Here is an 11524-nt window from a genome sequence, read left to right as displayed (position 1 = left end):
AACATTTTTTCTTTTTCGTTTGTTTGCTTTTTCCCGTGACAGGAAAAAACCCGCCGTCCCCCCCCCCCCCCTCCCCCCCCCCCCCCCCCCCGCTGAGCTGTCGCGCTGAGCCGTCGCGCTAGCTGCCGACGAAGGCGGCCAGCAGCAGCCAGACCACCGGGGCGGTCGGCAGGAGCGAGTCCAGCCGGTCCATGATGCCGCCGTGGCCGGGCAGCAGCGTACCCATGTCCTTGATCCCGAGGTCGCGCTTGATCATCGACTCGCCGAGGTCGCCCAGGGTCGCGGTGACCGCCGCGCAGCCGCCCAGGATCAGACCCTGCCACCAGCTGCCGTCGTCGATGATCAGCTGCATCAGCAGGGCGCCCGCCAGCATCGACAGGCCGATGCCGCCGGCCAGGCCCTCGCGGGTCTTGCCGGGGCTGATCGTCGGAGCCAGCTTGTTCTTGCCGAACTTGTAGCCCACGGCGTAGGCGCCGGTGTCGCTGCAGATCGTGACGATCAGGAAGAGCACGATCCGCTGGGGGCCGTCGTCGGCCGCCAGCATCATCGCCACGAAGGTGGCCAGGAACGGCACGTAGAAGGCGGTGAACACACCCGCCGTTATGTCCCGCAGGTAGTTCTCCGGCGGTGCGGCCATCCGCCAGACCATCACCGCGAGCCCGGTCAGCGCCAGCGAGGCGGCGGCCCACTCGACCCCGGCCCAGTAGCCGGTGGCGACCATCGCGACGCCGCCCACCACCAGCGGGACCAGCGGCACCTTGATCTGCTTGCGCTCAGCGAGGCGGGACGTCAGCTCCCAGCTGCCAACCGCCACCGCGGCCATCACGACCACGAGGAACAGCGCCTTGACCACGAACAGCGAGGCGACGATCACCGCGCCGAGGCCCACCCCCACGCCTATGGCGGCCTGGAGGTTACGGCCACCGCGCTGCTTGCGCGGCTCCGGCTGCGGGGCGGGCTGGGCGGCCACGGGTGTCTCCTGCCCTGGGTGGGACGACGGCACGAAGTGGGGCTGCCCGGCCGCCTGGTGGCTCTGCGGCGGTGCGGGACGCACCGGAGCCCCCGGGTACGGCTGGGCGCCGGGACCGGGGGCGAGGGTGACGTCGTCGGTTATCGCGCGCAGCACGACCGTCTCCGTCACACCCGGCGGCGCCGTCTCGGGCTGCTCGTCCCGGAACAACGGGCCGCCGCTCAGCCGGCCGGCCTCCCGGGCCGGGCCCGCGCCGGGGTCGGCCGGCTGGCCGGGGACCGTCGGCTGACCGTGCACCACGTGCTGACCCGGGGTCGCCTGCCCGTGGTGCGGTACCGACCGGCCCTGGGCGGGGCCGTGGTCGGGCACACCGGGGTGCGGACCGGGATCGGCCGGTACGGGAGGCATGACCTGAGTCTCCTCCGCGTCTCCGCCCCAGTACACCGGAGGCTGCTGCGAGTGATCCGAACGGAGGGCGGGGCCACCCGGGACAGCGCCCGGCCCGCCCTGGTGGGCAGCCTGGCCGGAGTGTCCCTGGGCGGGGTGCCCGGGGGCGGGCTGTCCCTGGACCGGCGCCGGGTGCTCGCCGTACCCCGGCGCCGGCTGGGCCGACGGCCGGGGTGCCTGCGGCTGCGGCGCCGGGCGGTAGGGCTGGAACTGCTGGTCGGACGGGCCCCAGTAGCCAGGGGCGTCAGGGGCGTCGTTCATCAGACCTCGAGCAGCTCGGATTCCTTGTGCTTCAGCAGCACGTCGACCTGGGCCACGTACTTGGCCGTGAGGTCGTCGAGCTCCTTCTCGGCGCGGCGGCCGTCGTCCTCGCCGACCTCGCCGTCCTTCACCAGCTTGTCGATGGCGTCCTTGGCCTTGCGGCGCACCGAACGGATCGAGACCTTGGCGTCCTCGCCCTTGGTACGGGCGATCTTGATGAACTCCCGACGGCGCTCCTCGGTGAGCTCGGGCAGCACCACTCGGATGATGGAGCCGTCGTTCGACGGGTTGACGCCCAGGTCGGAGTCGCGGATCGCCTGCTCGATGGCCTTCAGCGCGGTCTTGTCGAACGGCGAGACGACCGCCATCCGGGGTTCCGGCACCGAGAACGAGGCCAGCTGGTTGATCGGCGTCACGGCGCCGTAGTACTCGGCGACGATCTTGGCGAACATCGCCGGGTGGGCACGGCCGGTTCGGATGGCCGCGAGGTCGTCCTTGGCGACGTTGACGGCCTTCTCCATCTTCTCCTCGGCCTCGAGGATGATCTCGTCGATCACTGTGGTCTCCCTGTCCGGTTCATCTGCTGTTGTCCCGACCGGTGTCGGCATCGGGGCCGGTCGCGGCGGACGCCGTCCCGTACGGCTGGTTGCTGCTCAGGCCCGGACGGAATCCTGGCTGATGAGTGTGCCGATCTTCTCACTCTTCACCGCACGCGCGATATTGCCCTCCGCCAGCAGTTCGAAGACCAGCATCGGGAGGTTGTTGTCCTTGCACAGCGTGATCGCGGTGAGGTCAGCGACCTTGAGGTCGCGCGCGATGACCTCGGAGTACTCCAGCGCGTCGAACTTCACCGCGTCCGGGTTGGTCCGCGGGTCGGAGTCGTAGACGCCGTCCACGCCGTTCTTGCCCATCAGCAGAACGTCGGCGTGGATCTCCAGGGCGCGCTGGACGGCCGTGGTGTCGGTCGAGAAGTACGGCATGCCCATACCGGCGCCGAAGATCACCACACGGCCCTTCTCCAGGTGCCGGACGGCCCGCAGCGGCAGGTACGGCTCGGCGACCTGGCCCATGGTGATGGCGGTCTGGACCCGGGTCTCGATACCCTCCTTGACCAGGAAGTCCTGCAGCGCCAGGCAGTTCATCACGGTGCCGAGCATGCCCATGTAGTCCGAACGGGCCCGGTCCATCCCGCGGACCTGCAACTCGGCGCCCCGGAAGAAGTTGCCGCCGCCGATGACCACCGCGACCTCGGTACCGGCGCGGACGACCGTGGCGATCTCCCGGGCGATCGCGTGCACGACGTCCGGGTCGACGCCGAGCCCGCCGCCACCGGCGAAGGCTTCACCGGACAGCTTGAGCAGCACCCGGCGGCGCGAGCCCGCCTGGGGGTCCTGCGCGGTCTCCTGCGTCTCCTGCATGGACTTCTCCTTTTTGCACCTGCTGGCTCACAGGCCTGGGTGTGCGGATACCCGGCCTGCGCGTACACGCGAGGAGGCCACTGCCGCGGGAACCGGTTCGGTGTCCTGCACGGCAATGGCCTCCTCGTCGTTCATGGTGCCGAAGCGGCCCGCCCATGGACGGTTGGCGCTGGGTGAGCCCGTTCGGCGTTCCGCCCGCCCTGGTCAGCGGGCGGGGGCGGTTCCCAGCCTAAAGCGGGCTGGGACCAGGTGGAACGTGGCTCAGGCGCCGACGCGGAAGCGGGCGAAGCGCTTGAGGGCGACGCCGTTCTCCTCGAGGACCTTGGCGACGGTCTTCTTGTTGTCCTTCGCGAAGGCCTGCTCCAGGACGGAGTTCTCCTTCACGAAGCCGGTGACGCGACCCTCGACGATCTTCGGCAGGGCGGCCTCCGGCTTGCCCTCCTCGCGAGCGGTGGCCTCGGCGACGCGGCGCTCGTTCTCGAGCTCCTCGGCCGGGATGTCCTCGCGGGACAGGAACTTCGGCGCGAACGCGGCGATGTGCTGCGCGACATCCTTGGCGACCTCGGCGTTCTCCTTGTCCAGCTCGACCAGGACGCCGACGGCCGGCGGCAGGTCGGGGCTGGTCTTGTGCAGGTAGACCGCGACGAAGCCGTCACCGTCGAACTGGGCGAAGCGACGGAGGACGATCTTCTCGCCCAGGGTCGCGTTGGCCTCGTCCACGAACTGCTGGACGGTCTTGCCGGGCTCGATCTCGGAGGCCAGGGCGGCGTCCAGGTCGGCCGGGGCGGTCTTGGCGACGTGGGCGGCGATCGCGTCGGCAACCTGGACGAAGTTGTCACCCTTGGCGACGAAGTCGGTCTCGCAGTTCAGCTCGACCAGAACGCCGGACTTCTTGTCCTCGGCGATCAGCGCGGCGACGGCGCCGTTGGAGGCGTCACGGCCCTCGCGCTTGGCAACACCCTTCTGGCCCTTGATGCGCAGGAGCTCGACGGCCTTCTCGACGTTGCCCTCGGCCTCGTCCAGGGCCTTCTTGCAGTCCATCATGCCGGCGCCGGTGAGCTCACGGAGCTTCTTGACGTCCGCGGCGGTGAAGTTCGCCATGGTGTGAATCTCTTCTCGCGTCTCGCGTGTCTGCGTGGGGATGCGCCGGGACCGATGGTTCGGCCCCGGCGCGGGAGAGAGGGGCACCTACCGGTGTCGCACCGGCGGGCACCCCTCACCCTTGGTGCGTCAGGCCTGCTCGGCCGGAGCCTCGGTGGCCGGAGCCTCGGTGGCCGGAGCCTCGGCGGCCGGAGCCTCGGCGGCGGGGGCCTCCTCGGCCTTCTTCTCGCCCTCGATGAGGTCCTTCTCCCAGTCGGCCAGCGGCTGGTCGGCACCCGGCTCGGCCTTGACGTCGCCCTTGGCGACACCGGCGCGGGCCTTCAGGCCCTCGGCCACGGCGTCGGCGATCACACGGGTCAGCAGGGTGACGGAGCGGATCGCGTCGTCGTTGCCCGGGATCTTGTAGTCGACCTCGTCCGGGTCACAGTTGGTGTCGAGGATGGCGACGACCGGGATGTTGAGCTTGCGGGCCTCGCCGACCGCGATGTGCTCCTTCTTGGTGTCCACGATCCAGACAGCGCTGGGAACGCGCTGCATGTCGCGGATACCGCCGAGGGTCTTCTCCAGCTTGTCGTGCTCGCGCTGGAGGACCAGGAGCTCCTTCTTGGTCAGGCCGGAGCCGGCCACGTCCGAGAAGTCCAGCTCGCCGAGCTCCTTCAGGCGCTGCAGACGCTTGTAGACGGTCGAGAAGTTGGTCAGCATGCCGCCGAGCCAGCGCTGGTTCACGTAGGGCATGCCAACGCGGGTGGCCTGCTCGGCGATGGCCTCCTGGGCCTGCTTCTTCGTGCCGACGAAGAGGACGCTGCCGCCGTGGGCAACGGTCTCCTTGATGAACTCGAAGGCGCGGTCGATGTAGTTCAGCGACTGCAGCAGGTCGATGATGTAGATGCCGTTGCGCTCGGTGATGATGAAGCGCTTCATCTTCGGGTTCCAGCGGCGGGTCTGGTGACCGAAGTGGACGCCGCTCTCCAGCAGCTCCCGCATCGTGACGACGGCCATTGCCGTGCTCCTCAGGTGTTACGGCCCGGCTGCGGCGTTCCCGTGAGGTTTTCCCGTCGGGCAACCGCCTGCGGCCAGGTCAGGCTCGGTTTTGTCCGTGGCGGCCAGGTGACAGCCACGCCTGACGCCCCGATCGTGCCGAGCCGCTTCCACCCGCTCGGTCCGGGGACCGGTCGGGCTCGGCGGACCGAGCGGCACTCGCACCTGGCGGGGCCGCGGAAGAACCGCGTCCGACCACCGGTGGCGGGGCGTGCGAAGTCGACCCGGTGGACCGGGTCGCGTGTGAAGTGTACGGGAAGCGCCGAGGGGCGAGCGACTTCGCGAGCGGCGGAGGGCCTGCGGAGGGCGTGGGAGAAGCCTGGGAACGGCTGCGACGGGCGGGTCCGCGGCGGCGGGAGAGCAGTGTGAGCAGAGTGCGCTTCGGTGGGCTGCCTGCCCGTGCTTCGGCGCTCGCATGCCGTTTGTACACCGGATGGCGGCGTCCGTACACCCGTTGGGGGGACGGCGGTCGTGGGCGGGGGCGGTTTGTCCACAGGAATCCGGAACGGGGTGGTGTGGGGGCGGGGGTGGGATCAGCCTCGGGGCATGACTGGGCTCAGTGGGGTTCGAGGGGTGTCCGCCGCGTTCACCGTGCTTGCCGTGTTCGGCGGCGTGGTGCTGGTGCTGGCCGTGGTGGCGGCACTGGTGCTCGGGTGGCCGGGCGGTGCGGGGGCGGCGGCCGCCGCGCCCGGGGCGGACGGCCCGGGGACGGCGGCCGGTCGCGGTGCGGCGGCGCGGGCCTGGCCGACGGGCGGGCCCGGTGGGGTGCTGGGGCGGTTCGAGCCGCCGGCGAAGCCCTGGGCGGCCGGGCACCGGGGAGTGGACCTCGCCGCCGCGCCCGGGGCGGAGGTGCGAGCGGCGGCCGACGGGGTGGTCGCGTTCTCCGGGCTGGTGGCCGGACGGCCGGTGCTGACCGTCACCCACCCGGGCTCGGGCACTCCGCCGCTGCGGACCACCTACCTGCCCGTCACCGGCACCGTCCCGGTCGGCACCGCGGTGGCCGCCGGACAGGTCATCGGGCAGCTCGCCCCGGGCGGGCGGCACTGCGGCGCACGGGACTGCCTGCACTGGGGGCTGCTGCGCGGCGGTCGCTACCTCGACCCGCTGGCCCTGCTCGGCGTCGGCGCGGCGCGCCTGCTGCCGCTGGGCGGGGCCGGGCGGGCGGATGGCTCCGGGTTGCACGGGCCTGCTCCGGGCGGCCCCGTCGTGGGTGGGGGCCCGGTTGTGGACGGTGGCCCCGTCGTGGGTGATGGTTCGGGCGTGGCCGGCGGCTCAGGCGCGGGCGAGGCCGTGCAGAGCCAGGGCGACGGCGGCGTCGGCGACCGCCTCCGGGGTCTCGGCCTGGCAGCCCGCGCGGTCCCCGGCTGCCAGCTGCTCGGCCCGGCGGACGGCCGCCTCCACGACCCCCTGCAGCAGAGCCGCGGCAAGCCGGGGCTGTTCGTGGCCGAGGTCCGCCAGCGCCTGGACCACCAGGCCGACCAGTCGGCCGTGCGCCGCCCGGATGCGCTCGCGCGCGGCCTCGTCGAGCTCCAGCGCCGAGATCGCCACGACCGCGCGGTGCCTCGGATCGACGGCCAGCGCCAGCTGGCCCCGGACATACGCCTCGATCCGCTCGGCCGCGGTGTCGCAGCTCTCCATCCCGGCCTCGATCTCGGCCGCCCAGAGCGGGAAGTCCACCTCGCAGAGCGCCTCGACCACGGCGGCGCGGGAGCGGAAGTACTCGTAGACCGAGGAGCGCGCCAGCCCAGTGCGCGCCGCGAGCGCGGGGAAGGACAGGGCTTCCATGCCGCCCTCGGTGAGCAGGGTGCGGGCAGCGTCGAGGAGGGCTGCCCGCTGCAGCTGGCGATGCTCGGCCACCGTGGCCGCTCGGATCTTCGGCACGCCCCCACTGTACGGAGCCATACCTGCGGCCGAAACGGTGCCGCGCGTTCGGACGAGGTGCCGGCCCGCCGAGTGGATCCGGCGTGCGCTACCGGACGTCCGAGAGCTTGGCACGCAGTTGGAGGACGGACTTGGTGTGGATCTGGCTCACCCGGCTCTCCGTCACCCCCAGCACCTGTCCGATCTCGGCGAGGGTGAGTCCCTCGTAGTAGTAGAGGGTCACCACGGTCTTCTCCCGCTCGGGGAGGGTGTTGACCGCCTGGGCCAGCAGCCTGCGCAGCTCGCGGTCCTCGGCCACCTCGACCGGGTCGTCCGCGCCGTGGTCCTCCAGGGTGTCCATCAGGCTCAGTCGGTCACCGCCCTCGCCGACCGGGTGCAGCAGCTCGTCCAGGGCCACCACGTTGGCGAGCGACAGCTGGCTGAAGATCGCGTGCAGGTCCTCGATCGCGATGCCCATCTCGGCCGCGACCTCGGGGTCGTGCGGCGTCCGGCGCAGCCGGGCCTCCAGCGTTGCGTACGTTCGTTCGACGGCCTTCGCCTTCTGCCGCACGGAGCGGGGGATCCAGTCGAGGGCCCGCAGTTCGTCGATGATCGCGCCGCGGATGCGGCTGATCGCGTAGGTCTCGAACTTGATGGCGCGGCCGATGTCGAACTTCTCGATCGCGTCGATCAGCCCGAAGACCCCGGAGGAGACGAAGTCGGCCTGCTCGACATTGGAGGGCAGACCGACCCCGACCCGGCCCGCGACGTATTTGACGAGCGGTGAGTAGTGCAGGATCAGCTGCTCGCGCAGCCGCTGATCGCCGGTCTCCTTGTAGGAGCGCCAGAGCTCTTCGAGCGCGCTGCGCCCCGGGGTGCCTGGCGGGGAGGCGACACCCGGTAGGGAGACGGCGCCCGGTGGGGAGGTGGCACCCGGGGTGGGGGCGCTGTCGGACGGGCGGGGCGCGCGGTCGGCGGTCGCGCCGCCTGGCGCGCCCGCCTCACCGGCCGCCCTGCTGGCGTGGGCCGGTTCGGTGTCGCGGGCCGCGTCCGCGGGCTGGCCCGGCACCACCGCCGGCCGGCCGCCCTGGCGCGACAGACCTCCCATCGCCCCCGCCGACTTGGACGGGAACTCGGTCGCCGGTCGCCGCTCGGTCCGCGGCCCTCCCGAGGACCGAGCGCCACCGGTCACTCTGTGTCCGGGAATGTGTGTGGGCATACGTTGGTCTGCGCCGTTCTGCCGAGTCATGTGCTGATAGGGAAGGCATGTGGAGCGTAGCGTGACCGACTCACTGCAAAGCGCTACCGCCACTCGGTGGTCCCCCGATCCGGTGGCGTTCGCCCACCGGATCCGGCCACACCAGCGGAAGAACCGGATCAGCAGGTCAGCCGGGCCGTCCCGGCGCGCCCTCCCCAGGCACACGTGCGTTCTCCTTCCCGACGATCACCCCCTTCTCCGCACCACGCGCCAATGCGCACCGTGCCGCTCCACGAAACCGAGCGAGGTCAACTCGTAGAGCCGCTGCAGGACTTCGTCCGGCGAGAGCCCGGACTGACGGGCCAACCGCTCGACCGGGGCCCCCTCCGCCGTGGCCGGGACGGCCTCCAGCACCCTGGCCACCGCGGGCTCCAGCAGGTCCCGTGGCAGCACCGGACCGCTGCGCTGCGGCGCCAGGTCCTCCCCGATCGCCCCGATCAGCTCGGTGATCTCGGCCGCGTCGGTGACCAGGGTGGCGCTGCCGCTGCGAATCAGGGCGTGCACCCCGGCGGAGAGCTCCGAGGTGACCGGGCCGGCCACGCCCATGGTGTGGCGGTTGAGGTCCCGCGCCCGTCTGGCCGTACTGAGGGCTCCGCTGCGCACGGCCGCCTCGACCACCACGGTGCCCCGGGTGAGCGCCGCGATGACCCGGTTGCGGAGCACGAAGCGGAACCGGTTCGGGTGCTCCCCCGGCGGGAGCTCGCTGACCAGCAGGCCCTGGACGCCGATCCGCCGGATCAGTTCGGCGTTCCCCTTCGGGTAGGCCACGTCGACCCCGCAGGCGAGCACGGCGATCGTCATCCCATCGACGGCGAGCGCCCCTCGGTGGGCGGCCGCGTCGATCCCGTAGGCGGCTCCGGAGACCACCACCCACCCGCGCTCCGCCAGCTGGGCCGACAGCTCCCCCGCGACGTGGGCGCCGTAGGCCGTGCAGGCCCGGGAGCCCACCACCGCCACCGAGCGCAGGGCGAGCAGCCGCAGTGATCCGGTGCCGCTGGTCCACAGCCCGATCGGGCGTCCGTCGCCCAGGTCGTCCAGTTGACTGGGCCATTCCGTGTCCCCCGGAATGATGAAGCGTCCACCGACGGCTCGTACCCGTTTCAGGTCGTCCGCCGGGTCGAGGCCAGGCAGCCGAGCCTGGTAGGCGGCCAGTCGGGCGGCGTCCAGCCCGGGGTGGTCGGGGACGGTACCCGCCCGGATCGCCCGGACCACCTCCACGGCGGAGAGCTGGCCGAGCCAGCGGCCGACCACCGCGTCCCCCGGTTCGCTCAGCCGGTTGAGCAGGACGCGGGCGAGACGCTCCGGTTCGGGGGCGGCAGTGGTGTCGGGCTCCGCCGCGGTGCCGGCCGCGGCGGCGGTGTCCAGCGCGGCTCCGGCCTCCGGCGCTGCCACGGTCTCCGGCACGGCTCCGTCGTCGGCCTCGGCCCTGCGGGGTGCTTGAGGGTTCCTCAACAGCCGGTTCATGCCGCGTCCTCCTCCTTCGCCGGGGGTTGCTCCCGCTCCTGCGGCCAGTCGTCGTCCGGGCCGCTCCGGCGCTGGGCCGGGATGCCCCGGAGCTGGCCGAAGGGGCGTTCGGTCAGCGGCAGACCCTGCTCGACCCCGGTGCGCATGACCAGGGCGGTGCGCACGTCCCGCTGGTCCGGCCGGTCGCGGCCGGCCAGATCGGCGACCGTCCAGGCGACCCGGAGCACCCGGTCCAGGCCTCGGGCGGTCAGCAGGCCGCGCTCCAGCTGGCGCGCGGCGTCGTTGAGTGCGCCGGGCGCGAGCTGCCAGCGGGTGCGCAGTTCGTGGCCCGGCACCTCCGCGTTGGTCCGCCACGGGGTGTGCTCCAGCCGGGCCGCTGCCCGCTCCCGCGCGGCCAGCACCCGGGCCGCGACGGTCTCGGTGCTCTCCGCCGTGACGTCCCGCTCCATCAGCTCGACCCTGGTCACCGGGGCGACCTGGACCTGGAGGTCGACCCGGTCCAACAGCGGGCCGGAGAGCCGCCCTTGGTACCGGCTGACCATCGCGGGCGTGCACTCGCAGCCCTCGCCCCGCCGTGAATACCGCCCGCACGGGCAGGGGTTGGCGGCCAGGCAGAGGAGGAACCGGGCCGGGAGCCGGAGCGATCCGGCCGAGCGGGCGATCACCACCTCACCCGACTCCAGCGGCTGGCGCAGCGCGTCGAGCACCCGCACCGGGAACTCCGGTGCCTCGTCGAGGAAGAGCACGCCCCGATGCGCCAGCGAGACCGCTCCCGGTCTCGGCAGGCCGCTGCCGCCGCCGACGATCGCGGGCATCGTGGTGGAGTGGTGCGGGGCGCAGTAGGGCGCGGTGTCGATCAGCGGGCGTCCGACCGGGAGCAGGCCCGCCACCGAGTGGACGGCGGTGACCTCCAACGCCTCCTTCTGGGTCAGCGGCGGGAGCAGCGAGGGCAGCCGCTCCGCCAGCATCGTCTTGCCCGCACCCGGCGGCCCCTTCAGGTAGAGGTGGTGTCCTCCGGCGGCGGCGATCTCCAGCGCCCGCCGGGCCTCGTACTGGCCGGCCACGTCGGCCATGTCGAGGCGGAACGTTCGGTCGTCGGGCAGGCCCCGCACGCAGGCGCTGGGCAGCATCAGGCCGGCCATCAGCGGATCCGGTCGGCCGCCGATCGGGTCGGGCGGCTCCTCCGGCGCCGTCGCCCCGGTCAGGATGGCGACCAGCTGGCGCAGACTGCGGACGCCGATCACCGTCACCCCGGGGACGAGCGAGGCCTCGGGCGCGGTCTGCTCGGCGACCACCACCCGCTCGTACCCGGCGTCGGCGGCGGCCAGCGCCGACGGCAGCACCCCGCGGACCGGCCGCACCCGGCCGTCCAGCCCCAGCTCGCCGATGAGCAGCAGATCGGCGATGGAGGACGGGTCGAGCCGCTCGGCGGCGGCCAGCACGGCGCAGGCCACCGCGAGGTCGAAACCGCTGCCGCTCTTGGGCACCGAGGCGGGGCTGAGGCCGACGGTCAGCTTGCGCTGCGGCCAGGCCTCCCCGCTGTTGCAGACCGCGGCGCGGACTCTGTCGCGGGCCTCGGTGAGTGCCTTGTCGGGCAGGCCGACCAGGGTGAACGCGGCCACCCCGGGCTCCAGATCGGCCTGGACCTCGACGATCACTCCGTCGACCCCGACCAACGCGACGGAACAGGTTCGGGCGAAGGCCATC

General features: G+C 72.6%; 10 protein-coding genes and 1 pseudogene. 1 reads left to right on the top strand and 10 read right to left on the bottom strand.

Going from position 1 to position 11524, the window contains the following annotated elements:
- Positions 1 to 118: 118 nt before the first annotated feature.
- The 6 genes from ACFQ87_RS23230 to ACFQ87_RS23205 all read right to left on the bottom strand — a co-directional run bounded on the left by ACFQ87_RS23230 (position 119) and on the right by ACFQ87_RS23205 (position 6155).
- The gene (locus ACFQ87_RS23230) at positions 119 to 1378 is read right to left on the bottom strand and encodes a phosphatidate cytidylyltransferase (protein ID WP_380612701.1); all 1260 of its coding nucleotides are present in this window, start codon (positions 1376 to 1378) and stop codon (positions 119 to 121) included.
- Between the two features lie 299 nt (positions 1379 to 1677).
- Complete coding sequence (gene frr / locus ACFQ87_RS23225; RefSeq protein WP_380612700.1) at positions 1678 to 2235, bottom strand: ribosome recycling factor; 558 nt, start codon at positions 2233 to 2235, stop codon at positions 1678 to 1680.
- Between the two features lie 96 nt (positions 2236 to 2331).
- Positions 2332 to 3096: a UMP kinase gene (gene pyrH, locus ACFQ87_RS23220; RefSeq protein ID WP_148642763.1), complete on the bottom strand. Its 765-nt coding sequence runs from the start codon at positions 3094 to 3096 to the stop codon at positions 2332 to 2334.
- A gap of 261 nt (positions 3097 to 3357) precedes the next feature.
- Positions 3358 to 4197, bottom strand: a complete 840-nt coding sequence (tsf, locus tag ACFQ87_RS23215; protein WP_380612699.1) for a translation elongation factor Ts — start codon at positions 4195 to 4197, stop codon at positions 3358 to 3360.
- A gap of 129 nt (positions 4198 to 4326) precedes the next feature.
- Positions 4327 to 5196: a 30S ribosomal protein S2 gene (gene rpsB, locus ACFQ87_RS23210; protein ID WP_380612698.1), complete on the bottom strand. Its 870-nt coding sequence runs from the start codon at positions 5194 to 5196 to the stop codon at positions 4327 to 4329.
- Positions 5197 to 5768: 572 nt separating this feature from the next.
- Positions 5769 to 6155 (bottom strand): hypothetical protein, encoded by a 387-nt coding sequence (locus ACFQ87_RS23205; RefSeq protein WP_380612697.1) that lies wholly within the window; start codon positions 6153 to 6155, stop codon positions 5769 to 5771.
- On the opposite strand from ACFQ87_RS23205, the pseudogene ACFQ87_RS23200 reads away from it, so the two are divergent.
- A pseudogene (locus ACFQ87_RS23200) lies at positions 6055 to 6279 on the top strand (peptidoglycan DD-metalloendopeptidase family protein); the annotation flags it as partial. The gene ACFQ87_RS23205 and the pseudogene ACFQ87_RS23200 overlap by 101 nt on opposite strands.
- 228 nt (positions 6280 to 6507) lie before the next feature.
- Here the strand turns inward: ACFQ87_RS23200 and ACFQ87_RS23195 are convergent.
- The 4 genes from ACFQ87_RS23195 to ACFQ87_RS23180 form a co-directional block, all read right to left on the bottom strand.
- Entirely contained in the window at positions 6508 to 7092 is a 585-nt protein-coding gene (locus ACFQ87_RS23195; RefSeq protein WP_380612723.1) for a TetR/AcrR family transcriptional regulator, read from the bottom strand.
- Between the two features lie 112 nt (positions 7093 to 7204).
- Entirely contained in the window at positions 7205 to 8203 is a 999-nt protein-coding gene (whiG, locus tag ACFQ87_RS23190; protein ID WP_380612696.1) for an RNA polymerase sigma factor WhiG, read from the bottom strand.
- Between the two features lie 336 nt (positions 8204 to 8539).
- Complete coding sequence (dprA, locus tag ACFQ87_RS23185; protein WP_380612695.1) at positions 8540 to 9817, bottom strand: DNA-processing protein DprA; 1278 nt, start codon at positions 9815 to 9817, stop codon at positions 8540 to 8542.
- Positions 9814 to 11523 (bottom strand): YifB family Mg chelatase-like AAA ATPase, encoded by a 1710-nt coding sequence (locus ACFQ87_RS23180; protein WP_380612694.1) that lies wholly within the window; start codon positions 11521 to 11523, stop codon positions 9814 to 9816. Before ACFQ87_RS23180 ends, dprA begins: the two co-directional genes overlap by 4 nt.
- Position 11524: the final 1 nt, after the last annotated feature.

Origin of the sequence: Kitasatospora sp. NPDC056531 (assembly GCF_042794375.1) — a bacterium.
GTDB lineage: Bacteria > Actinomycetota > Actinomycetes > Streptomycetales > Streptomycetaceae > Kitasatospora.
The sequence above is the reverse complement of the archived record's forward strand: the minus strand, read 5'-3'. Positions and strand labels throughout refer to the sequence as shown.

Coding starts and splice junctions, on each gene's coding strand:
- dprA (WP_380612695.1), bottom strand. CDS start 9,817: ATGAACCGGCTGTTGAGGAACCCTCAAGCACCCCGCAGGGCCGAGGCC.
- rpsB (WP_380612698.1), bottom strand. CDS start 5,196: ATGGCCGTCGTCACGATGCGGGAGCTGCTGGAGAGCGGCGTCCACTTC.
- tsf (WP_380612699.1), bottom strand. CDS start 4,197: ATGGCGAACTTCACCGCCGCGGACGTCAAGAAGCTCCGTGAGCTCACC.
- ACFQ87_RS23230 (WP_380612701.1), bottom strand. CDS start 1,378: ATGCCTCCCGTACCGGCCGATCCCGGTCCGCACCCCGGTGTGCCCGAC.
- whiG (WP_380612696.1), bottom strand. CDS start 8,203: ATGGGAGGTCTGTCGCGCCAGGGCGGCCGGCCGGCGGTGGTGCCGGGC.
- pyrH (WP_148642763.1), bottom strand. CDS start 3,096: ATGCAGGAGACGCAGGAGACCGCGCAGGACCCCCAGGCGGGCTCGCGC.
- ACFQ87_RS23180 (WP_380612694.1), bottom strand. CDS start 11,523: ATGGCCTTCGCCCGAACCTGTTCCGTCGCGTTGGTCGGGGTCGACGGA.